Raw genomic sequence first — 23,584 nt, 5'->3', positions numbered from 1 at the left:
CATAAACCCCTCCTAAAAAGTTTTCTGAATCAACTCAAATAGTGTATTTTTAATTACAACGGAATGGCAAACTGCAGCGAGAGCGACAAAATCAGTCCGTCGATGTTGCTGTGCAGCCCCGAGTAGTTCGGTTGGGTGGCATATTCCTCAAAATTGCTCGGGAAAATTTCTGTGCCGATGGCCTGTTTTTCCGGGCTGTCGGATCGAACAAAAGAATCATCCCCGCCGGTAAACACCGGATACAGCACTTTTATGCCAATAACAAACGGCTCTTTCAACGCACCCAATGAAATGCCAGCATGTGCGGAACGGGTTGTCGGGCTGACGTAATCACCATCCAATGATCCAGCCAACGGCGTTTCGCGGGCGCTGTGGGTTGCCTCAATTTCAACTTTCCGACGGAACGCGTAGCGCAATACGCCATTCACAAAATACTGATCGATCTGTTTTCCAAATTCCAGCTCGGAAAAAATGCCGGTAAATGTAAATTTCAGATCGCGCGTTGTTTGATCGCCAAATTCTGCTCCGTCGCGAATCATATTGCGCTGATACCCAAAATTGATGGCCAAATGAAATTGGTTGTAATGCCGGAAACCCGCTTCCATCTGGTACCCGATTGCACCATTGCCCACGCCATTTAATTCCTGGGCAGTACCGACAACATTGTAGGCATTGTAGGTATCGGTAAAATTATCGAGCTCATCCGAAAGGACAAACAGGCTGCTGACACCGCCGCCAAAAGTGATGAACGGCTGTGCTAACAGCGGAATGCTGGACATCCAGCACATCAACAAAGTGAGTTTGAAATAGTTCATGTGATCGATTTTTTTGGTTGATTGTTGATTCATTTTCGTGTGGAATATAGCCCGTGGAACCACCAATTGCTATCAAATTTTAACGCTGAAAGTGACGCATTTTTGACAATTTCACAGCCAAAAGCAAGACAACTTGTGGAAATGTGCAGGATTGTATATATTTTTCGAATGGAACCCGACGGTACAGCACGAATGCTGATGTTTAAAAAATAACAGGTTCAGCAACAAAGGAAAACTTATGAAAACCTCTTTTAACATCTTGTTTTTATTGCTGATATGCACCATTTCGCTGCAGGCGCAGCGCTATCTGGGCGTTAGCCCGACTGAATCCGGCGGGCCGCTGATGCCGGAGCAAGCCGGATACGATGTCACATTTTACGATCTTGCGCTGTCTGTGAATCCCGCGGACAGCTCGATTGCCGGCGAATTGACGGCAACCGCGCACATCGTGCAGCCACTGGAATGGTTTGTTCAACAATTGGATACGGTATTTTCTGTGATAAAAGTGGAAATGCTTACGGCTGACGGATCAGCCAAAGCCATGCATTTTAAGCATCACGATGGCGAATTGTGGACACATTTCGGCGGCACCAAACAACCCGGCGAAATTGTGCAAATTCGCGTGAGTTACAGCGGAAAACCGCGCGTTGCCCAACGTCCGCCGTGGGTCGGCGGTTTCACATGGTCAAAAACAGAGGACGGTCAGCCGTGGATTGCCACATCCGTTCAGTCCGACGGCGCGGATTTGTGGTGGCCCTGCAAAGATCACCCGTCCGACGAGCCGGACAGCATGGCGCTGCACATCACCGTTCCGAAACCGCTGGTGGTTGCCGCAAGCGGTCGTTCACTCGGTCACGAAGCCAATGCCGATGGCACAATGACGTATCACTGGTTTGTGTCCACGCCCATCAATAATTATAGCATGGCAATTAACATCGCGCCATATCGCACCATCGAGGAAACTTACGTTAGTGTTAGCGGCGATACTATTCCGGTAACGTTTTGGGTGCTCCCGCAGGATTACGCCAAGGGCAAAATTCTGATGCCGCAAATTATCGAGCATCTCGCGTGGTATGAAAAATTGCTCGGGCCGTATCCGTTCCGGGCGGATAAATACGGCGTTGCCCACACACCGTTTTACGGAATGGAACACCAGACGATTATCGCATACGGTGCCAATTTTTCCAACGCGCCGCACGGTTACGATATTTTGCATCATCACGAATTGGGACATGAATGGTGGGGCAATTTGGTGACTGCGCTCGACTGGCGGGATTTCTGGCTGCACGAAGGCTTGTGCAGCTACATGCACCCGCTGTATGTTGAGCATCTGCGCGGAATAGAGGCATATCACAACACGATGGGCGGACCATTGCCGCGCATCCGCAATCGTGCGGCCATCGCGCCGAGGGATGCCAAAACAACCAAAGAAATGTATTTTCTGCCGCCGGATTATGTGGAATCTGAAGGCGATATTTACAACAAAGGCGTGTGGGTGCTGCACTCGCTGCGCTATTTGATGGGCGACGAAGCGTTTTTTAAAGCACTGCGGCGAATGGCATATCCCGATCCCGCGATGGAAAAAATCACCGACGGCAGCCAGTGCCGTTTTGCCACAACGGACGATTTTGTGCAAATTTGCGAAGACATTTACGGCTCGGAACTGGACTGGTTTTTCGAGGTTTACGTCCGGCAACCGCATTTGCCGAAACTGAACGTCACCCGCGCTGGTAAAATGGTGACGCTGCGCTGGGAAACACCGGACAATCTGCTTTTCCCGATGCCGGTTGAGGCGCTGGTTGGCAAATCCCGCCGCCGCATTGCGATGCCAAACGGCAGCGCAACCATCGAAGTGCTTGCTCGTGACGAAGTTGTGCCGGATCCGGATAACTGGATTTTGAAAAAAGATTAATGTAGGAGGCGAACGGCCGTTCGCCCGAAAAATGCAGGTTATATGACAAAAGAACAACAACGCCTCAGCGAATCTGTCGCCGGAAAAAAGAACTGGAAATTTTGGGGACCGTATCTTAGCGAACGCCAGTGGGGAACGGTCCGCGAAGATTACAGCCGCGATGGCGATGCCTGGGAATTTATCAATTACGAAGAATCCCGCAGTAAAGCCTATCGCTGGGGCGAGGATGGCATCGCCGGGATCTCCGACGACCAGCAGCGGCTCTGTTTTGCACTGGCAATGTGGAACAAGCGCGATCCGTTTATCAAAGAACGGTTGTTCGGGCTGAGCGGACCGCAAGGCAATCACGGCGAGGATGTGAAAGAATATTATTATTATCTGGATAGCACGCCGACGCATTCCTATATGAAAATGCTTTACAAATATCCACAAAGCGAATTTCCCTATCGCGATTTGCTGGATCGCAATACCCATCGCGGGCTCAATGATCCGGAATACGAGTTGATCGACACCGGCATTTTTGATGAGAATCGCTATTTTGATGTGTTCGTTGAATACGCCAAAACAGCGCCGGAAGATACGCTCATCCAGATTACCGTGCACAATCGCGGCGATGCGGATGCACCGCTGCACCTGCTGCCAACGCTGTGGTTTCGCAACACCTGGGCATGGGGTCGCGATTCGCGGAAACCGCTGTTGGCAAAAAAAGGTAAATCCGCCATCGCCGCCGATCACCACGATTTGGGCAACTATTTTCTCTTCGCGGAAAACGCCCCGGAGCTGCTGTTTTGTGATAACGCAACCAATATCCAACGGCTCTACAACGCATCAAATCCAGCCGGATTTTTTAAAGATGGCATCAACGATTTTCTCGTTTGGGGCGATCAATCCGGCGTGAACCCTAATCAAAAAGGCACAAAAGCTGCGGTTTTTTACAAATTGATCGTACCGGCAAACGGCTCGCAAGCCGTTCGGCTGCGATTGGTAAATCGCGACATCGCCAAACCATTCGATGGGTTCGAAAAGCTGTTTCGCCAATGCCAAAAAGATGCGGATGAATTTTACGCCGATCTGCAAAAAAACATCGCCAATGACGACGCAAAGCGGGTGCAACGGCAGGCTTTCGCCGGAATGTTGTGGACCAAACAATATTATTATTACGATATCAGCCAATGGCTGCAGGGCGATCCCGGGCAGCCGGAACCACCGAAATCCCGATTAAAAGGGCGCAATCGAGAGTGGATTCACCTCAACAATGCGGAAATTATTTCGATGCCGGACAAATGGGAATACCCGTGGTATGCCGCGTGGGATCTGGCGTTTCACTGCATTCCGCTGGCAATGGTCGATCCGCAATTCGCCAAAAACCAGCTCGTGCTGCTCACCCGCGAGTGGTACATGCACCCCAACGGGCAACTGCCGGCGTACGAATGGGCGTTCGGCGATGTGAATCCGCCGGTACATGCATGGGCAACCTGGCGCGTTTACAAAATGGATCAAAAACGCAGCGGCCGCAGCGATACCGATTTTCTGGAACGCGTCTTTCACAAATTGCTGCTCAATTTTACCTGGTGGGTGAACCGCAAGGATGAGGGCGATAACAATATTTTTCAGGGTGGCTTTTTGGGGTTGGACAACATCGGCGTTTTCAATCGCAGCGAGGAATTGCCCACCGGCGGGCATTTGGAGCAGGCAGACGGCACCGCGTGGATGGCCATGTATTCGCTGAACATGATGCGCATTGCGCTGGAACTGGCTGCGGAAAAACCGATTTACCAGGATTTAGCAACCAAATTTTTCGAGCACTTTTTATACATCGCGGAGGCGATGACCAATTTGGGCGGCAAAGGCATCAACTTGTGGGATGCGGATGACGCGTTTTTTTACGATGTGCTGCACACACCCAACAACCAGTTTTTTCCGCTGAAAGTGCGCTCGATGGTCGGGCTGATTCCGCTGTTCGCAGTGGAAGTACTCGAACCGGATTACATCGACAAATTACCGGAATTCAAAAAACGTCTGGAATGGTTTTTCGAAGACCGGAAAGATTTGGCAGAACTCGTTTCCCGCTGGCAATCGCCCGGTAAAGGCGAACGGCGGCTGCTCTCGCTGCTGCGCGGTCACCGGATGAAACGGCTGCTCAAACGCATGCTCGACGAAACGGAATTTCTCTCGGATTACGGGATTCGCAGCATGTCGAAAATCTACGAAAACAACCCCTATCATTTCCGGATGAACGGCAGCGAAATTTCCGTGAAATATTTGCCGGCGGAATCGGATTCATACATGTTCGGCGGAAATTCCAACTGGCGCGGACCGATCTGGTTTCCGGTCAATTTTTTGATCATCGAGGCGCTGCAACGCTTTCACCATTATTACGGTGATGATTTTAAAGTGGAATATCCCACCGATTCCGGCAATTATTTGACGATTCTGCAAATCGCGGACGCGATTTCCGAACGACTCACCCGCATTTTTTTGCGCGACGAATCGGGTAAACGAGCGGTTTTTGGCGATCATCCCACATTCCAGAACGACCCGCATTTCCGCGATTACCTGCTGTTTTACGAATATTTTCACGGGGATAACGGGCGCGGTGTCGGCGCATCCCACCAGACCGGTTGGACGGGTTTGATTGCCAAATTGCTGCAACCGCGGGATGAATAATTGGGTTGATCTGCTGTAACATTGGTTACGAAAGGCGGTTGGCATTCGGAGGAAATTCCGGAACAATCTCGGAATGACGATAATCATTTTTTGTCATTCCTGCGAAGGCAGGAATCTCCAGAAATTAATAATTATCCAAATATCAACCGCTTCCCTCTTCCCTTTCCCGCATTTCCCGGAGCTTCCATTGTTGAATTTGCACCTGCTCCTTCACCAGTTCCAGCGCCTGCACCAGCGCTTCGTTGACAATTTTATCGATGCGTTGATCCGCTTCTTCCATCATCAGCGCGTCGATGGTGATGTCGGCAACTTCTTCCACAATCGCCTGATTTTTGGATGAACCCAAATCTTCAATCAACCCGCTGATGGTGTTGAATGTGATATCGCTGATGGCCTTTTCCAGATTGCCGGATATGACTTTGCCCACCACCGGAATCATTCCGATTGCGGCAATTTCCGGGTTGTTCTCCACTGCATTTTTAACCCGCAAATGCAAATATTCCCTAAAATCCTCTTTATACGCCGCATGTGCATTGCTGGCGATATGCTGCAACCGGTGCGATAACCACAGCACAATGCTTTCCTTCTGCGGCAGCACTACTTCCTGAATAATCCGGTCGGTTACCGGGCTGCCGTCGCGGATTTCCGCCTGAACATCTTTGATCACGTTTATCACCACGCGATCGGAAATTTCCTCGACCACCACATTCACATATTTATTGAATTGCCCATACAGGTAAGTTCTTGTAATATCAATAATTTGCAACCGTTGCAAACGGATGATAATCCCGATAATCCGCAGCAATCGCAAAAAGCGCAGCGAGCCCACGGGAATGCAGCCGATCAGGTCGTACCAGTGAATAAACGGGTAGAAAAACCATTTGTAATAGGTGCGCCGGTGAATGGCAATCCCCCATCGCAAAAAGAATTCGATGAGAAAAATTGCCACAAATCCGAGATCGATCATCGCAAAATCGGCGTGAATCCGGTCACGGTAAACCGCAAAAAAATTGGGTAAATAAGCACTCAACACTTTTTGAACGGTAATGCTCAGAAAAATCCAGTCGAAGATAATCAGACCCAGATTTAACAACAGCAATACCAGCATCACCATATCGAGGATCAGCAAATGCGTTTCGCGTTTGTCCCGTTTTTTCATTAAAAATGGCTTCCGTCAAAAAAATATTATGGATACGCAGCAACCCAAATTAAATTGATGCATCAAATTTAACAAAATCAAAATCGAATTCGTGACCGAAAACGTCCATCTGTTATCAAAAATAGACAATTATTTAATAATCCATAGTCATTTGGTTCAAAATTTACAACGATAAATCGAAACAAAATACGATCTTTGCGTTTAATTTAAGACATCCCGATGGAACGGCCGCAAGAAAGCGCCGCTCCCGACAATGTAGATTGAGTTAATAAAGGGGCATTATTCTATGAAAAAATGGTTGATTTTATTGATTTTAGGCATTGCAACAGAACTGATGTTCGCACAAAGCGATTCAACAGATATAGCATTTGCAGAACTGAAACCCGAGCCGGAACACCGCCGGGTGAGCCAACTGGTAACTACCATTCTTCAGCGCAACCACTACCAAAAAAAGCCCATCAACGACGAAATGAGCTCGGAAATGTTCGACCGGTTTTTTGAAAAACTGGATTACAACCGCCTCTATTTTCTGGCGTCGGACCTTGCCGAATTTGAACCCTATCGCAATGAATTTGATGAAGTTGTGCGATCCGGTCAGGTGAGCATCGCTTATGATATTTTCAACCGGTATGAGCAACGCGCATCGGAACGGCTGGAATTTGTGTTCGCCACGCTGGAATCGCCGTTCGATTTTTCCACAGATGAAATGCTCGCGCTGGACAGGGAAGACGCGCCATGGGCAAAAACTACTGAAGAACTGGATGATTTGTGGCGGAAGCGCCTCAAAAATCAGGCGTTGAGCCTGAAATTGGCCGGAAAAGAGCCGGATGGCATCGCCAAAACGCTGACCAATCGCTACAAACGGTTGGAGAAAAATATCTCGCAATCGCAAAGCGAAGATGTATTTCAAATTTTGATGAACTCCTTCGCGGAATCTTTTGACCCGCACACCAATTATTTTTCGCCGAAAGATTACGACGATTTCAAGATTCGCATGAGCCAGTCGCTGGAAGGCATCGGCGCACGACTGGTCAGCGAAGATGATTACACCCGCGTGGTGGAAATTGTGGCCGGCGGTCCGGCGGATAAAAGCGGCTTGCTGCACCAAAACGATAAAATTATCGGTGTCGGACAGGATTACGACGGCGAAATTGTGGACGTTGTCGGCTGGCGCATCGACGATGTGGTTCAGCTCATTCGCGGCAAAAAATCTACCGTTGTGCGGCTGCAAGTGCTCGCGCACGATGCCAAACCCGGCGTTCCGCCAGATACCATTGCGCTGGTTCGCGATAAAATTAAACTCGAAGATCAGTCCGCAAAATCGGATACGCTGCACATCAAACACAACGGCAAAAATTTGCTGTTTGGCGTGATCACTATCCCCACATTTTATTCGGACTTTGACGCCATGCGTCGCGGCGATAAAGATTTCAAAAGCACCTCCGGCGATGTCGCAAAATTGCTGGAAGAGCTGAAAACCCAAAATGTGGATGGCGTGATCATCGATTTGCGCCGCAACGGTGGCGGATTTTTGAACGAAGCGGTCGATTTGACAGGTTTGTTTATCGATCGCGGTCCGGTGGTGCAGGTCAGCTATTCGGACGGACGTAAAGAAATAGAACAGGATAACTCATCCGGCGTGGTTTACGACGGCCCACTGGCGGTAATGGTTGACCGGCTGAGTGCATCCGCATCGGAAATTTTTGCGGCAGCCATTCAGGATTACGGTCGCGGATTGATTATTGGCAGCCAGACATTTGGCAAAGGCACGGTTCAACGCCCGATCGATCTCAATCGTTTTATTCGCGATCCCGAACTGAAACTCGGGCAGATCAAATTGACCATCGCCAAATTTTACCGGGTGGACGGCCGCAGCACCCAACATGCCGGCGTAACGCCGGATATCAACTTTCCGTCGCGTTTCGGCGCAATGGAAATTGGCGAAAGTTCGCAGCCAAACGCGTTAATTTGGGATCAGATTGACGGCGTACCGTTCAACAAATATGGCGATTTTACGACGTTTGTGCCGGAACTGCAAAAGCAGGTTAACGCCCGTTTGCAAACCAATCCGGAATACGCCAAATTGCTGGCGGAACTCGAAGAATTTGAGCGTCAGCAGAACGAAAAATTTATCTCGTTGAACGAAGCCATCCGCCGCGCCGAAGCCAAAGCAGATAAAAATGAAGACGAGGAAGATGCCGTTCATGACAGCACAGCCGACAAACACAAAGATTTGGTATTGACCGAAAGTGCGCATGTGCTGGGCGATCTCGTCATTCTCAAAAAAGCAAAATTGAGTGACAGACAATAATTTCAGGCATGTAAATGGACGCATTTCGGAAAATCGCAGAAGATCGCATCCGCGAAGCGCAGGAAAACGGTGCGTTTGATAATTTGCCGGGAAAAGGCAAACCCGTTGATTTGCGGGACTATTTCAACACTGCACCGGACATGCGGATGGCGCACAATCTGCTCAAAAATGCTGCCGTTTTGCCGCAAGAGATCGAGCTGAAAAAAGAAATTGAATTATTGAAAATGCTGCGTGCCGCTGTTGGTTCCGACGAACAGCGGCGCCGGCAAATCACCCGCGAGATCAACGAGAAAAACACATATCTGGAATTGTTGATCGAGCGTTCGAATACCCGCCGTTAAATCCACACCCGCATTTTGCTGCAATCGTAACGCCGTTTTTGGCGATAACAAATCCGGCAAACATCCTCGTCCCGGCCCGGGCGCTTTTCTTTTCCGTCATATTTTTTGTTGAAATGCTGTTTCTTTTCCGCGCTGTCGCGTTTGATAACGATGAGAATCGGGAAGCTGCTGCGCTGTTCCGCATCAAATTGCGGTTCGACAAATTCATCCAGCTTATCTTCATTAAAAACATGAGATTGGCGATTTTCATCGAACCAGTAAAAAATGAATTTTTCCCGTTGGTACGGTTCGGGAATTTCGTCTTCCAGCGCGTTCAAAAACTGGTGCAGCGCGCGGGCGTAAAAATACCATTGTTTGGCAGAACTCACTTCGCCGATAGGCAAAATGCGAATCACGTTCAGCGGCAATCGTTCCGTCAGGCGAATGCCGTTTTCCGGCTCGACAACCGTCTGATTTTCGAAAATACCGAACAGCCGGTTTAGCGAAAAATAGCTGTTCTGGCAACTGATGTGGCTGAAATAATCGATGTTGATTCGCCAGTTATCTTCTTTTCGCTGCGCGAGATTGAGCAGGCGTTCGTGAAATCTGGTGAAATTTTCCGCACCCAAAATTTCTTTCAGTTTGGCTTTGAACAGCACAACATCTTCGTTTACGAGATCCATTTGCTGATCGTCGAGAAATTGCTGCAGATCATCCGCGCAGCGCTGCAGCACCACCGATTTGCTGTGCGACCGAAATTTGTTGATCACGGCTGCGTTCAACCGGTAGGTTACCCGCAATTTGGGAAATTTGCGGAATTGCAACGCATTGAGGATTTGCGCCATCATCCCGGTTTTTGCGCCATCCTGGCAGCAAACAAAAATTCTGGCGTTGGCCGGATTCACGGTTGGCTGCGCCGGCAGCTTTTTGTCGTCGAGCATTTCGGTGCAGCAGGCATAGTTGCGGGCATGCCACAGCTCGTTTCGCACTGTTTGAGCAGGCGATGGTTTGCCATCTCCATCGGCGATATCAGGATCAGCCCCGAGCCGCCGGTTGTTGCCAGCTGCAACATAATTTTGGTATGCGGCAATCCGGCAAATGTTCATCGACGGGCAGGCAAATTTGCCATCGTGACGGGTATCGAGCAGCGTCTCGGTAAATTCGCTGATGGTATTTTTGTCTTCGTTGCGATCCTGTTTGGCAACCCGCCGAAGCACGTCGGTTACGGTTGGTGGTTTGGGATCGCGGATATTGTCCAGCACATCAATCGTAAATTGTGTCTGCAACGATTCCGGGTAGCCTTCCAGCGGATCAATCACGTTTTCCACATATTTGCGCCCGTCCGTTACAAACATGCGCGCGGTGAGGCTTTTGCCTTTGGTTGAGGCAAACACATCCGGCAGTCCGTTGGTGGGGATGAGCGTTGCGTATCCGTTGATCATAAAACCGGATTGATCGGGATCGTCCAGCTTTATGTGCTGCAAATACTGGAACGCCGGCAGCGCGGGTTCGGTAATTTGCCACAATTTGCTCAACTCGCTTTCCACCGGCGGATCGAACGTGAGGCGCGCCAGCCGTGCGGTGTAATCCGCCAGCGATCGCGGTGTGTTCGGCAAACATGCGCTGGATTCCACAAATCCGCTTTGCTCGCCATTGTTTTTTTCGCCGTTCGCCTGATGCGGCATAAAGCTGCGGCGGGCGCCGGCAATCATTTCCGCAGCGTCTGAATGCGAATCGGTGATGGTTTCGCCATGCAATTCCCGGCTGAAATGATCGAACCGGGCATGGGCCGGATAGCTCATATCCGACGCCAGTTTTTCGTTGTGCATCCGGCAAATGGCGTCGTAAAACCGGGAGGAATCGCCCAGCGTCAGCTGTTCGCGTTCGTCGCCGCGCGTGGTTGCGGAAAGGATGATCGGCAGCTCAAATGTTTTGCGTCCGGCTTTTTCTTCACCCAGATAGCGCACTTTCAGCCGCTCCAGCGCACGGATAAAGCGCATCAGCACCAGCGATGATTTTTCCACATCTTCGTGATTTACCATCAGAATATCCGGGCGAAAATCGTCCAAACATTCTTCCAGCGCAGCCACATCCACATCGTTGATGATCTGCACCTTAATTTCGGGATTCAGCGGGTTATCATTTTCCGCCAGCGGAAACGGCAGCCGGCTGCCCGAAAAATACGATCCGAGCATGTGCGAGCCAAACGGACGGAACTGCTGCCCGTCGTTGATGGACGGATATTGCCCGGTGCCTTCATCCGTCAGCACCACAAATTTCAGGTTTTCGCGGGTGATAGTTTCTTTCATGTATGCCGAAACGGGCAGCAGCGACCACAACGTTTCGATCATAAAATGATTGGATTTGTTGTTACCGACAATCAGAATTTTTGGCCACACATTGCCGCGCATGTTGCGGATCGCCCGCACTTTTTGCACGGTCGCCCACAGCCGGAAACCGAGCGTATCTCCCTGATTATGTTTGGGATAGACCAACACAATTTGCCGGTGACGCGCGCGATACGTGTAATAGGTAATCTGGTTGCTGCTGCCCACACAAATGATGGCAGGCACCTTGCTGAGATTCGCGTGCTCAAAAATATGCTGCACACTTTCCCAATCCGGGATGGTGCTGATCAGCAGCCGGGCACGTTCCAGATTCCCGCGCGAAAACACAAACGGCTCGTTTGCTTCGCCGATGAGCACCGGCACCAGCGATCGCTTTTCGAGATAAATCACGTTGCCCTGCAAATCTTTGGTGCGATAATTAGCCTGCCGCGCGCCAACCACGCCGTATTTGCCGAGCAGCTGATTTTCGCTGGAATAGAGCACATCTTCCGGCGAACGCTCCACCACAACCACGCTGCTGCAAACCAGTTCCAGCCGCAAATCCGGCGTCACAATTTCCACAAATTGACGTTTTTTGGGATGAGGAAGCTGCTCATCTTCCAATAATTTTATCTCTCGATCGAGCACCCGTTTTCCCAAATTCCCGATGCCCATCAATCCGATGTGCCCCTGCACCTGCATCAGGTGGTCGGCAATCCGGTGATTGAAATATTCCCCAAACGTGATATCCGGCTGAATGAGCGCGTTGATCAACGGACTGATCCACGCCAAAAAAATCCCGAAAATGAGCACCACAACATCAATCTGGATAATCATCCCGAGTTCTTTGGGATGATCTGTCGCCAGAAACAACACCGGTGTCAGCAAAAACAGGACCGAAATTCCTAAACTGCCGAACAGCAGAAATGTGTATTTTGCGATCATCGCCCGCCAAAAATGGTAAAAATAATTTTTGGTTTTCATGAGAATGCCGAGCACGTCGCGCTCCTGAAACGTGACCGGAATGAGGATATTTTTCATCATCCGGTTGGAGATGCCGGCAGTAAGAAAATACAGGATCGTGCAAAACAGCGCGATGCAAATCCAGGTGATCACAAACAGCCGGCGATTATCCCGTTTTTCTTCCTGAATTTCCGGTGTATGAGTTTTCGAAATTTCATATTTGAGTCCCGCCAAATGGTTGTGTTGGTGATCGATCGAGAACAGGAATTCGGAAATAACATTGAATGATTGAAAGGCAAATTTCACCATCGATGATGACTGCGCTGTACCGGACGGCTGCGCAATCGCGGCTGAATCCGGCAGTGTTTCCGGGGCAATCACATCTGCGGAAACAATATCAAAACCGGCAAGCTGTTTCGACGTGCAGGAGAGGTAAGTTCCGGCAGAACAACGGTTTATCTTCTGGTTTGTCGTGTTGGATAGTGCCCACAATTCAATAAAAAATATGCCCAGGAACATGACGATCAAAATCAGCGATTCGTACAGGCTGGAGCGTTCCGGATTGCGCCGCTGCCTCGGCGCTTTGCCCATCTGGATTTCGTAAAATGCGGATTTTTTGTGATTTCTGCGGATAAACCAGAATAACCCGCCGATCACCGAAAACAACACGGACCAGTAAATGATCTGGAATGTCAGGCTTTCTGTGTAATCTGCACCGGCAAAAAACAGCCCCACAATTTCATGCGGAAACAGCAGCACAAACAGCGCAATGGTCAGCACATTTTTGATCATCACCCAACGGTTTTCGCGGGATTCCGGCCAATCTTTTACAGCCAAAAATTCTGGCACCCACAGCAGCACGGAAAAAAGTGTCAGAATTGCGGCGTGGCAAAAAAATATTTTCACTTGCAGCCATCCGTCGAAATCTGCCCATTGCCATTTGGCGATCACAATGCCGAGCAGCATATTTAACGCAGCTGCGCCGATTGCCGGGAGGATCACAAAATACAGCAGCAACTTCAATTTGCCGTATTTATCATCGCGCAGCGGATATTCGTAAATATTATTATTGCGGGTACTTATCAGAAAAAAACGGGTAAACCAATTCCGTAAACCTGCCATAAATCTCCCCCGAGATGCATGCGTTAACAGCGATTCGAAATTTGTGTGGTTGTTTGTAGTTTAACGGGTTCGGTAGAGAGAAGCAATAGTAAGAAAATAAAACGACGGCTAAATCAGGTGTGAAAAAAACGCAGTATATCGCGATAATGCAGCGCACGCACGAAAATAACCGCGTTGGCATCCAGCTTTAATCCGAGGCGATAATTGCCAATGGCGATGCTGTAATAATTACCGTTTTTGGCGATGGATTTCAACTCGCCGATATCTTTTGGTGAAGCTGCCGATTCAACCTGGCGAATGGTTAGTCGGATACCGCGCAACGCGTATTGACTGTTGATTTCCTGTAAATCGTTTAAAAACTGCTCTTTAAAGCCGACGTTCATAAATTGCCCTTAAAAAATTCAGCGATCGCAGCACGTTTGATTAACGGTGTTTCCTCGCCGGATTGAATGGCGCTGACCAGCGCCACGTTGTCCAGCGCATCCTCGACGAGTTTCACCAGCAAATCCTGGCGCTCTTCCAGCACTTCGACCAACGCTTCTTTTAACACTGTTTTTAGTTGATGATTATCGATTTTCATTGCGCACCTTTTTTTCTGACGATTTCATCATCGGCAGCGGTGCAAATTTGTGCAGGGGAAATTGACGAGGTTGAAAATGGCGTGGCGAAACGGGCGCTTCGCCACGGATTTTTGCCAATCAAACAAAAAATTTTACAAACGATCTTTCCAGGGAATTTCCATGTTGAGCAAGGTTAGTTTTTGTTCAAACTCCAGCCGCTCGCGATTGCGTTTCGGCTGTTCATCGGCGGATTTGGGCAGCCAACCGAAATCGATGGCGAGTTGTTGCACTTTTTCCGCATCACCGGAATTGATGGCCTGGATGAGCGCAACTTCCGGTCCGGTAAGCGCCTGCGCATTCACCCGGTAATCCAGAAATGCCTGCCAAACAGTGGGGCACCACTGGCTTAAAATTTCTTTTCCGATGGTCTCCGCATAACAGCGGATTTCAAACTGGGCGTGTTCGTCCATACGTAACCATAAAAAATGCAACAGGTTATGCAAATCCACTTTCCAGTATGCTTCGGTGTAAGTGGATAACGGCAGATCTTTCCGGGCTTGCTCGCGGGCGATACCGGCGTTCAGCCGTTCTTCGTAAATATCGCGGGAAAGCTGCTGCAATTCGCTTTCACGTTTGGTGAATTGGGCGCCGGTTGTTTCATCCATAAATCCGGCGCTGCCCTGGCGGTTGCCGGTTGCCTGAACCCGCCATTCGTTTGGCGGCGTGGTTTGGGCGGCATCGATGGCGATGGAGTAACGGGTGCTGTATTCGTTTACATTGGCGGTGCGGTGGCGAATCCACTGGCGCCAGCAATCCATCGGCACACGGATGTGCAGTTTCAGTTCGCACATTTCGAACGGCGTGGTGTGCCAGTGGCGCATCAGGTAGCGAATCAATCCGCGATCTTCGTGGATTTTTTTGGTGCCTTCGCCATAGGAAACCCGCGCAGCCTGAACAATGGCGGCATCGTTTCCCATGTAATCAATCAATCGGACAAAACCGTCATCGAGTACTTTGAGCGGTTTCCCGAGAAGGGCTTCCATCGCTTCTACCCGTGGGCGGGTTAAATCTGTTGCTTCCGTGGACATTCGCATTCGCTCCGTTGGCGTTTGTTTTTTTGATGCAAAATATAGTCAGCCGAAAAACGGAAACCAAATTATGAGACAAAAATTTCGCAGTACTTGCATTTACGGCAGATATCACCGGCTGCAAAAAACCCGCCAGCAGATACAAGTATAATAAACAAAACAAGATACCACATTTCCCGTAACGCACGTTTTACAGATATTTAGCAATTTACAAATAATTTCTGCGATTATTCGCAAGTTCTCCAATTTTATACCGAAAATCTAAATTGCGACGTTTTAACAGGCTCAAGCGATCATCAAAAGCGTCGAAGATTCAACAACAGGTGATGATATTTTGATCACAAAATTGTGCGGTAACAGTGTAAAATGAAAAAATATGGCGATTTAAAACAATTTTCTAATCTGGTACAGTTTTTGATCGAAAATGGTGGAGGCAGTCAAAATTTAAACCGGCTGTTTCGTAACAGAAAACTCATGGTGAAAGGATTCACCACTTTTTTAACTTACATGCTATAACCCAAAGTTCAATCAAACCCTACAAGGAGGTATCTTTAAATGGGTCAACAGCAGCTCTTACTCATCGTTCTTAGTGTAATCATCGTTGGTGTCGCTATTGCCGTCGGTGTAACCCAGTTCCAAAGCAACGCCGTAGAATCGAATCGCCAGGCAGTGATCAGCGATTTGGTAAACTATTCGGCGAAAGCGCAGCGTTTTTACCGTACACCCACCCAATTGGGCGGTGGTTCGCAAAACTTCAACGGCTTTACCATGAGCCCGTTGGATACTGCAAACGCAAACGGTAACTACATTGTAACCGCCACAGCGCCTACTGGCACTGCAGCAATTGCGGCTGGCGGCACATTGCCGACCATTGGCTCTGCTGCAACCACCATTTACATTGCGGGCAGCGGTCAGGAAATGGGTAATAACGGTACAACGCCGGTAAAGGCATATGCAACCGTTACAGCGAACTCGATTACCACGACTATCTTGAACTAAGAAACTTGAAGTTAAGCGGGCGTGCGTAACGATTATTAAACGTTGGCACGCCCTTTTTTTGTCACAGGCGCAAATTGAGGAAACGGTAGGATGCCAGATTTTCGGTTTGAAGGAACAACGCTCAATGGTCGCGCCATCCAGGGAACAGTGGTGGCGGAGAGTCTTTCGGAAGCCAAAACCAAAGTCCGGAAGCTGGCGGATAAACACAAAGTTAAAGTGTCCGCAATCCAGAAGCGTAAAACCTTCCTTTTCAAAGCACAAAAAGCAGGCGAAGAGCCTTTTAAAGGTGAACAAAAAGCCTTTACCAAAGACGAAGTTCAACGGGCATTGGAACGTTTGGGCTACAAGGTTTTGTCTGTCCAACCCAAATTAATCGATTTTAAACTTCCCCCGCCAGAAGCCGATGTGGTGACGTTTGTTCGCGTAAGTGCGGATATGCTGCGGGAAAACCTGCAATTCAACGAAGTGTTGCAAATGCTGGTAAACGATACAGAAAACGTCACGCTTCGCGAAGCGATCAAAGAAATTAACAACGACTTGCGGCAGGGGAAGGACAGCGAAGAAGCATTTATCAAACAGGAAAAAGCGTTGGGCGCATTTGCGGCACGGATGCTCGGTTTGGCATCCAAAAGCGGTAACATGGTGTCCATTTACGAAAGTACCGCCAAATTTCTGGAACGAAATGCCGAATTTAAACGCAACCTGAAAAGCGCGCTAATTATGCCGCTGTTCACCGTGCTGATTTTGATGGGTGCGGTGTTTTACTACGTCGGTTTTATTTTCCCCGAAACCGCCAAACTGTTCATGAAACTGGGCACGGAGCTGCCGCCGATGACTTCCGCAACGCTCGCGTTGAGCGATTTTATGGTGGAAAACATCTGGATTATTATGCTTTTGCTGCTCTCGGGTACCGGCTTGCTGGTGTATTATTTTGTATTCAATCCCAAAGGGCGGTTTGTGCGGGACAGGTATATTTTAAAAATGCCGTTTTTGGGATCACTGATTCACAAAACGGTCATCGAAATTTTTTGCCGGGTATTTTACGCGCTGTATAGCGGCTCCGGCGAAAACATCGATGCCATCAAATTAGCCGCTGAAGCTAGCGGCAATCGCTATTTTGAAAAGCAGATCAAAACCATCGCAATCCCGATGATGTTGAACAAAGGGCTTGGGTTGGTGCAGGCGTTTGAGGCAACCGGCGTTTTCACAAAAACAGCGCTGGCGCGGTTCAACTCCGGTTCCGAAACCGGCACAGTGAAAAATTCCGCACTGCAAATTGCCAATTATTACGAAAAAGAAACGGTGTACAAACTGAAAAACGCAATCGAATTTATTCAGTTGACCATCGCGATGTTTATTATGATTGTGATCACGGCGCTGACCCTGATTTCTGCAGAAACAGCGTTGATGAAACCCAAAACACCTTACGGTTGATATCATTCAAACAACCGGACAACAGATTGTTGGATAATTTAAACTCAATAAAAACAGTTACTAAAAGACAGGATAAGAGAGTTAGCTTTGTTGCAAGGAACCGATAAACGCATGCAAGACAGCAATTACAAGCTGGGCGTTGCCTTGGTCAAAAAGAACATCCTCGATTTTGAAACGCTCCAACGGGCGTTGAAAATCAAACAGGATGGTGAACCCAATGACCGGCGCAATCTCGCACAAATTTTGGTCAAAGAGTTCAATGTTGACCACAATAGCGTGTATCGGGAAGTTGCGGAAATGTACGGTTTCCAGCAGGTTCATCTCGATAAACAGCCGTTGAGCGAAAAGCAGATCGAATACATCCGCAAATTGCTCGATGCCCTGCCGGAATCGCTGCGCACCCTCATGGAAACCGAAAACATTATGATTTTCGGGCAGGAGGAAAAACCGGGCAACAAGCTGATCATCGTTTCTGTCGATCCGACCAACAACAATATTCCCACACTTGCGCGGGCAGTTGGCGCCAAACGATATGATGTGTGTTACATCAGCCCGGCAGATTTTAAAGCGCTGATTAGCGAGGTCGCACCAAAAGAGAATGAATTTCTGAAAATTCTCGAAGACAGCGACATCGAAATCAACGAGATGGAAGACAAGGATGCCAACATCGAGGAAGAAGATCTCGATGCGGAAATCAACAAAAGCCTGCTGGTACATTTGGTGGAAGGCATGTTGGTGGAATCGGTTCGTACCGGTGCCAGCGACATTCACGTTATCCCCAAAGATCCCAAAACAACGGAAGTCCATTTTCGGGTCGATGGCAAACTGAAGCTGTGGCATGTGCAAAAAGGCGTCCGTCCGGAAGCTGTTGCCGCAGTCATCAAAGATCGTTCACGAAATGTGGACCGTTTCGAGCGGGAAGTTGCCCAGGACGGTTTTATCCAGCGCAAAATTGACGGTCACCACATCCGTTTTCGTGTATCCATTTTGCCGATTGTGGGACGGGAATTTCAGTACAAATTCGAAAGTATCGTCATCCGGATTCTGGACGACCGGAATGTTATTACCGATTTGAGCAAACTCGGTTTGCAGGGCAGCGCAAACGAATTTTTTATAAAAGCGATCAGCAAGCCACAGGGTATGGTTATCGTTACCGGTCCCACGGGAAGCGGTAAATCGACCACTTTGATTGCCGCGCTGAGCTACATTGTTACGCCAGAAGTAAACGTGCTGACGGTTGAAGATCCGGTGGAATATATCATTCCCGGTGTTCGTCAATTGAAAATCAGCATGAAAAACAATTTCGAAAAAGCCCTGCGGGCCATTCTCCGGCACGACCCGGATGTGGTTATGGTTGGTGAAATTCGGGATAAAGAGACAGCAGAAACCGGCATCAAGCTGGCAAACACCGGTCACTTAACGTTTTCCACGTTGCACACCAACGATGCACCGAGTGCGGTTTCGCGATTGTATAAAATGGGCATCGAGCCGTTTTTGATTGCGTATGCTATCAACTTGATCATCGCCCAGCGATTAATCCGGCGGGTTTGCCAACACTGCAAACGACCGGCAAAAGATTTGCGTCCTGCGGTGCCGCTGGGTTTGGGTTTCACGCTGCAGGAAATCCGCGATACCGTTTTTTACGAAGCCGTTGGCTGTGAGCATTGCAACGGGGGCTACAAAGGGCGGGCAGCCATTCACGAAGCTTTATATTTTAGCAAAGGCATCCGCGATCTTATTTTCAAAAGCGGAAAAAATATTGACGAAGAAGCGATCCGCAACCTCGCTGTAAAAGAAGGTATGCTAACCCTTCGCGCAGCAGCGCGGGAACGTGTAAAAGAGGGCTCGACAACCCTCGAAGAAATTGCCAAAGCAACCAGCTCGGACTAGCGTTGCTAACTGCAATATTTATTGCATGTTACTGTTGGCAAACAGAAAACCAGGGAAGGTGAAATGGGAACCGGACAAACCATATTATCCATCGGAGCATTGATGATGCTCTCCTTTGCGGTGCTCAATTTGAACCGGAGCATCAGCAATGTGGATATCTCAATTTCGCAAAATAAATATCGCGCAGAAGCATTGGCCCTGTTGAACGCCCACGCCGAAGCCGCCAAACGCTACTATTTTGACGAAACCACCCTCGATACCACCAGTAATAAAGAACTAACTGATTTCGCGGAGCCGAATGCACTGGGATTGGATATGAACGATTTGGGCGTGATTGACGATTTTGATGATTACAACAACTTAACCATCGCGGATACGGGGCTTAGCGGTGTGATTTACAACGTCCAATTTGAAGTTGATTATGTCACTTTTGCGGGCAATCAGATGGTTCCGGATAACAACAAACAATTCCACAAACGCATGCGAATTTCCATATGCGACGTTTTTACAGACCCGCTGCTATTTCGCGTAACTGCCAGCGGCATTGTTCGCGATACCATAAGAATAGAATTTGTAAATAGTTATTGGTTTTATAATTAGGTGAAAAAATATGTCATCCTATTTAGACATCCTTAGTGGAACGATTATCGGCGGAATGGTGATGTTAATTGCGCTGACAGCATCGGATCTGGGGCTGCGCAGAATGTATAACCACAACGCCGACGAGATTCTGCAAAGCAATCTCAAGCGCATCACCCAGGTGATTGAATTCGACCTGCGGAAAATGGGTTTCGGCGTGCCGGATGACGAACTCCCGAATATTATTCAGATAAAAGACCCGGATCGTCTTAAATTTCTCGTTCAATTAAACATGGACACCGACACGTTTTACCCGGCAGCCGGCATAACCACTACAGATGCGCAGGTGGACACATTAGAATACCGGATTCAAAACGGCACAACCATAACCGTCGCCGATTCCAACGTGGTTTTATACGAAGTTGTCCGACTGGTAAAATTTAATGGCGCAGCCACGCAAACGCACTCGCTCGGGTTTATCAGCAACAACGATGTGTTTACCTATCTGGATCAGGCCGGAAATGAGACGTCGCTTACACCGGCTGTCCGAATGATTGAAATTTCTTTAGCCGCGCTAAACCCGCAAGTGATGATTACACCTGAACTGGTGAGCGCCAGCCTTGGCGGCATTGCAGACGAAGATTTCCGCCGGCAGGAATTATTACGACTGTTACAACCGGCATATTGGCAAAATCGCCGGCTGATTTCGCGGAACTTGTTCCGTTAATTCTAAACCCGTAATTGCAGTTTTCAGGATAGAGCTATGTTTGGAAAAGGTGCTATACTAATCGTAATGAGCTTCACAATTTCATTCTCAATTTACCAATTGAAAATGAGCCGTGCAGTGTTCAATTCGATGGACAGCTTCAATCAACAATATGTCGATAACGAACTGTATCACGCCAAACTGAGCGCAATGAACGTGGGTGTAAACCGGGTTTGGGATGAAAACATCACGTCCGGCAGTTTTAATGTAAATGCGGATGATTGCAGTTCGATGGTTTCCATTACTCCTGTGGGATTAGACACCGTAAAATTGAAAGTTATCACCCGGACGAATATTTTTGACGAAGACAACTTCGCCGTAAACGGCGCATTGCTGGAAAAACGGGATTCTGTCATCGCATTTTTCAAATACCGGTCACCGGTGTCCAGCTTTTTCTGGTTCACGGAAAACGAGGGCAATATTCACTGGGTTTCCGGCGACACCGTTTGGGGACCGCTCCACACCAACGGATTGCTGAAAGTATCCGGCTCCCCCGTTTTTAACGGAAAAGTTACCGCAACACTCGGAATAACGCCACTTCCGACCGACCCATCCAACACTGCCAGCTATTTAGGGGGTTACGAAATTGGCAATTCCAACGTTGTAACAACCGATATGTCTACCATTATCACAGCCGCAACCAACGGGAATGGCGCCGCCGCCATCAATACCCGTTCGCTGTATGACCGGGAAATTACCCTCGAATTTCTGGATGACGGGCGGGTTATCCGCACTGTCGAAACCGATCCGCCGGACACTTTGGCGTTATCGGTACTGGCGCCCACCGGCGCGCTGTACAGCACGGAAACCGTTCACGTAAAGGGCGATTTTAACGGGGAATTGAGCGTTTATACGTCACAGAATATTTACATCGAAGGCAACCTGGCTTACGCTGACGATCCGATGGTCAATCCGCATTCCGACGACATGCTGGGGCTTATCGCCGGGCAAAATGTGATTGTCGCCGACAATGCAGATACCCAGGGCGACGTCACGGTTCAGGCATCCATCATGGCGATGTCCGGCAGTTTTATGGCTGAGAATTATAACACCCGCGCCGTAAACGGCTCGTTGCGGCTGTTGGGCAGCATTTACCAGCAGGATCGCGGAGCAATCGGCACATTTGACTGGGGAACCAATAACAGGCTCAGCGGATTCCAGAAAAATTACCGGTTTGACGACCGGTTAAGCTCAGCCGCGCCACCGTATTATCCGTTTGTCCGTAATTTGCAATTGATCGCCTGGTGGGAATAATTCCCTCACCCGTTTAAATCTCTTTTTACAAAATCCACCCCTATTTTCTGCTAATTAAGCGGCTTTGGATACCGATATTAATAGATATCGAAATATTTAACGTATGTGAGAGTTACTTTGGAACTGAATCAAAACATCGTTACACAGGCACAAAACGTACTGCGGGCTTGCAGCGCACAGTTGCCGCCATCCCTTTACGGGCTGGAACGCATTGTTTTTCTCTGCCGGGAAGTGTTGAGCAAATTACCGGAACAGCAACGCCAAACCCTCCGGAACCTGTTTGATACATATCTGGAAAAAATGCGTCAGCTCGAAGCATCGGATATCGATTTGGGTGGTCCCGGTGCCAACGGTCAAATATGGCTGCGGATTCACGGCAACAAACGCCCCGCGCTCGATTTTGGTTTGCTGACGCTCGAAGAATCGGATATTCTCATTCTGGCGCTGATTTCTGCGCAAGAACGCGAAGTTCTGTTAAAAAGTATGAACTATGATTTCTCATACGTTGCCAAACACGCGGACCAGAAAGATCATCGTTTCCGGGCAACCATATATGTGGAGCTGAATCATCTGGCGCTGAATATGCGGGCAATCAACACCCAAATCCGCCCGTTCCAGCAATATCGCTTTCACCAGAATGTAACCAAATTGCTGAGCTTATCGCACACGAAAGAAGGGCTGACGCTCATCACCGGAATAACCGGCTCCGGCAAAAGCACCACGCTGGATTCCATTGTGGATATGAACAACCAGCTCGTAAATGCGCATATTGTCATCATCGCATCACCGATTGAATATGTTCACAAATCCAAAAAATGCACCATCAAACACCGCGAAGTCGGGGCGGACACCACGTCATTCAAAAACGGCGCGAAAGAATCGCTGCGGCAGGATCCGGACATCATCGTTATTGGCGAAATGCGCGATGCAGAAACGATCATCACCGCGCTCGAGGTTGCAGATAGCGGTCACAAAGTATTCTCTACACTGCACACTTCATCGGCTGTGGAAAGCATTGATCGCATCATCGGCGAAATGCCGCCATTGGAGCAAAACAGGGTGCAAAATCGCCTCAGCGATATTCTGCGATGCGTCATTTCGCAAAAACTGGCGCCCAGCACAGACGGCCGCCGGGTGCTCGCAAAAGAAGTGCTGGTAATGACGCCATCCGTCCGTGCGGCAATCAGAAATGAAAATATCCAGGAAATCTATCAAATGATAAACGAGGGAAAAGATTACGGCATGATTACGCTGGAGCAGGATTTATTGCAGCTTTACCGTGCCCGGCAAATCACCCTGGAAACCGCGCTAAACTACGCAAATAACAAAAGACGCATGAAACAATTGCTCCACGACAAGCTGTTATTAAGAAGCATGTAAAGTTTCGCCGGTTTCTTTCGATATATTAGTGTACTCAA

At 48.8% G+C, this 23,584-nt stretch carries 17 protein-coding genes; 11 read left to right on the top strand and 6 right to left on the bottom strand.

The features are described 5' to 3' along the window. Positions 1-53: 53 nt before the first annotated feature. Positions 54-815 carry a hypothetical protein gene (locus tag H6629_11395; GenBank protein MCB9068400.1) on the bottom strand — a complete coding sequence of 254 codons (762 nt, stop codon included), beginning with the start codon at positions 813-815 and terminating at the stop codon, positions 54-56. A 238-nt stretch (positions 816-1,053) separates the two neighbouring features. On the opposite strand from H6629_11395, the gene H6629_11390 reads away from it, so the two are divergent. Together H6629_11390 and H6629_11385 are read left to right on the top strand one after the other, a co-directional pair. Next, positions 1,054-2,727, top strand: a complete 1,674-nt coding sequence (locus H6629_11390) for a M1 family metallopeptidase (protein ID MCB9068399.1) — start codon at positions 1,054-1,056, stop codon at positions 2,725-2,727. A gap of 42 nt (positions 2,728-2,769) precedes the next feature. Beyond that, entirely contained in the window at positions 2,770-5,394 is a 2,625-nt protein-coding gene (locus H6629_11385) for a glucosidase (GenBank protein ID MCB9068398.1), read from the top strand. A gap of 142 nt (positions 5,395-5,536) precedes the next feature. Here H6629_11385 and H6629_11380 read toward each other — a convergent pair whose 3' ends face one another. Next, the gene (locus H6629_11380; protein ID MCB9068397.1) at positions 5,537-6,553 is read right to left on the bottom strand and encodes a hypothetical protein; all 1,017 of its coding nucleotides are present in this window, start codon (positions 6,551-6,553) and stop codon (positions 5,537-5,539) included. A 286-nt stretch (positions 6,554-6,839) separates the two neighbouring features. On the opposite strand from H6629_11380, the gene H6629_11375 reads away from it, so the two are divergent. Then, the gene (locus tag H6629_11375) at positions 6,840-8,864 is read left to right on the top strand and encodes a carboxy terminal-processing peptidase (GenBank protein ID MCB9068396.1); all 2,025 of its coding nucleotides are present in this window, start codon (positions 6,840-6,842) and stop codon (positions 8,862-8,864) included. 14 nt (positions 8,865-8,878) lie between these two features. Then, positions 8,879-9,205 carry a DUF1992 domain-containing protein gene (locus H6629_11370; GenBank protein MCB9068395.1) on the top strand — a complete coding sequence of 109 codons (327 nt, stop codon included), beginning with the start codon at positions 8,879-8,881 and terminating at the stop codon, positions 9,203-9,205. Here the strand turns inward: H6629_11370 and H6629_11365 are convergent. From H6629_11365 to H6629_11350, 4 genes are all read right to left on the bottom strand, one after another. Beyond that, positions 9,202-13,596, bottom strand: coding sequence for a hypothetical protein (locus H6629_11365; protein MCB9068394.1), 4,395 nt, complete (start codon positions 13,594-13,596; stop codon positions 9,202-9,204). The two genes, H6629_11370 and H6629_11365, sit on opposite strands and share 4 nt — an antisense overlap. Before the next feature lie 113 nt (positions 13,597-13,709). Beyond that, positions 13,710-13,979 carry a type II toxin-antitoxin system RelE/ParE family toxin gene (locus tag H6629_11360; GenBank protein MCB9068393.1) on the bottom strand — a complete coding sequence of 90 codons (270 nt, stop codon included), beginning with the start codon at positions 13,977-13,979 and terminating at the stop codon, positions 13,710-13,712. Next, positions 13,976-14,176: a hypothetical protein gene (locus H6629_11355; GenBank protein ID MCB9068392.1), complete on the bottom strand. Its 201-nt coding sequence runs from the start codon at positions 14,174-14,176 to the stop codon at positions 13,976-13,978. The genes H6629_11360 and H6629_11355 overlap by 4 nt, the downstream gene beginning before the upstream one ends. A 132-nt stretch (positions 14,177-14,308) precedes the next feature. Then, positions 14,309-15,244: an FAD-dependent thymidylate synthase gene (locus H6629_11350; GenBank protein MCB9068391.1), complete on the bottom strand. Its 936-nt coding sequence runs from the start codon at positions 15,242-15,244 to the stop codon at positions 14,309-14,311. A gap of 555 nt (positions 15,245-15,799) precedes the next feature. Between H6629_11350 and H6629_11345 the strand changes: the two genes are divergently transcribed. From H6629_11345 to H6629_11315, 7 genes are all read left to right on the top strand, one after another. Then, entirely contained in the window at positions 15,800-16,243 is a 444-nt protein-coding gene (locus tag H6629_11345) for a hypothetical protein (GenBank protein ID MCB9068390.1), read from the top strand. Between the two features lie 90 nt (positions 16,244-16,333). Then, entirely contained in the window at positions 16,334-17,677 is a 1,344-nt protein-coding gene (locus H6629_11340) for a type II secretion system F family protein (GenBank protein ID MCB9068389.1), read from the top strand. Between the two features lie 111 nt (positions 17,678-17,788). Beyond that, positions 17,789-19,567 (top strand): Flp pilus assembly complex ATPase component TadA, encoded by a 1,779-nt coding sequence (tadA, locus tag H6629_11335; protein MCB9068388.1) that lies wholly within the window; start codon positions 17,789-17,791, stop codon positions 19,565-19,567. Between the two features lie 63 nt (positions 19,568-19,630). Further along, on the top strand, positions 19,631-20,167 hold the full coding sequence (locus tag H6629_11330; protein MCB9068387.1) for a hypothetical protein: 537 nt from the start codon (positions 19,631-19,633) through the stop codon (positions 20,165-20,167). A gap of 10 nt (positions 20,168-20,177) precedes the next feature. Then, on the top strand, positions 20,178-20,873 hold the full coding sequence (locus tag H6629_11325; GenBank protein ID MCB9068386.1) for a hypothetical protein: 696 nt from the start codon (positions 20,178-20,180) through the stop codon (positions 20,871-20,873). 66 nt (positions 20,874-20,939) lie between these two features. Next, on the top strand, positions 20,940-22,166 hold the full coding sequence (locus tag H6629_11320) for a hypothetical protein (protein ID MCB9068385.1): 1,227 nt from the start codon (positions 20,940-20,942) through the stop codon (positions 22,164-22,166). 135 nt (positions 22,167-22,301) lie between these two features. Then, positions 22,302-23,546, top strand: coding sequence for a PilT/PilU family type 4a pilus ATPase (locus tag H6629_11315; GenBank protein MCB9068384.1), 1,245 nt, complete (start codon positions 22,302-22,304; stop codon positions 23,544-23,546). Positions 23,547-23,584 lie beyond the last annotated feature (38 nt).

This window comes from Calditrichia bacterium, from assembly GCA_020634975.1.
Taxonomy (GTDB): Bacteria; Calditrichota; Calditrichia; order RBG-13-44-9; family J075; genus JACKAQ01.
The sequence above is the reverse complement of the archived record's forward strand: the minus strand, read 5'-3'. Positions and strand labels throughout refer to the sequence as shown.

What these genes read in the sequence shown, in the direction of transcription:
- H6629_11395 (MCB9068400.1), bottom strand. Translation starts at nt 815, where the DNA reads ATGAACTATTTCAAACTCACTTTGTTGATGTGCTGGATGTCCAGCATT.
- H6629_11390 (MCB9068399.1), top strand. Translation starts at nt 1,054, where the DNA reads ATGAAAACCTCTTTTAACATCTTGTTTTTATTGCTGATATGCACCATT.
- H6629_11385 (MCB9068398.1), top strand. Translation starts at nt 2,770, where the DNA reads ATGACAAAAGAACAACAACGCCTCAGCGAATCTGTCGCCGGAAAAAAG.
- H6629_11380 (MCB9068397.1), bottom strand. Translation starts at nt 6,553, where the DNA reads ATGAAAAAACGGGACAAACGCGAAACGCATTTGCTGATCCTCGATATG.
- H6629_11375 (MCB9068396.1), top strand. Translation starts at nt 6,840, where the DNA reads ATGAAAAAATGGTTGATTTTATTGATTTTAGGCATTGCAACAGAACTG.
- H6629_11370 (MCB9068395.1), top strand. Translation starts at nt 8,879, where the DNA reads ATGGACGCATTTCGGAAAATCGCAGAAGATCGCATCCGCGAAGCGCAG.
- H6629_11365 (MCB9068394.1), bottom strand. Translation starts at nt 13,596, where the DNA reads ATGGCAGGTTTACGGAATTGGTTTACCCGTTTTTTTCTGATAAGTACC.
- H6629_11360 (MCB9068393.1), bottom strand. Translation starts at nt 13,979, where the DNA reads ATGAACGTCGGCTTTAAAGAGCAGTTTTTAAACGATTTACAGGAAATC.
- H6629_11355 (MCB9068392.1), bottom strand. Translation starts at nt 14,176, where the DNA reads ATGAAAATCGATAATCATCAACTAAAAACAGTGTTAAAAGAAGCGTTG.
- H6629_11350 (MCB9068391.1), bottom strand. Translation starts at nt 15,244, where the DNA reads ATGTCCACGGAAGCAACAGATTTAACCCGCCCACGGGTAGAAGCGATG.
- H6629_11345 (MCB9068390.1), top strand. Translation starts at nt 15,800, where the DNA reads ATGGGTCAACAGCAGCTCTTACTCATCGTTCTTAGTGTAATCATCGTT.
- H6629_11340 (MCB9068389.1), top strand. Translation starts at nt 16,334, where the DNA reads ATGCCAGATTTTCGGTTTGAAGGAACAACGCTCAATGGTCGCGCCATC.
- tadA (MCB9068388.1), top strand. Translation starts at nt 17,789, where the DNA reads ATGCAAGACAGCAATTACAAGCTGGGCGTTGCCTTGGTCAAAAAGAAC.
- H6629_11330 (MCB9068387.1), top strand. Translation starts at nt 19,631, where the DNA reads ATGGGAACCGGACAAACCATATTATCCATCGGAGCATTGATGATGCTC.
- H6629_11325 (MCB9068386.1), top strand. Translation starts at nt 20,178, where the DNA reads ATGTCATCCTATTTAGACATCCTTAGTGGAACGATTATCGGCGGAATG.
- H6629_11320 (MCB9068385.1), top strand. Translation starts at nt 20,940, where the DNA reads ATGAGCTTCACAATTTCATTCTCAATTTACCAATTGAAAATGAGCCGT.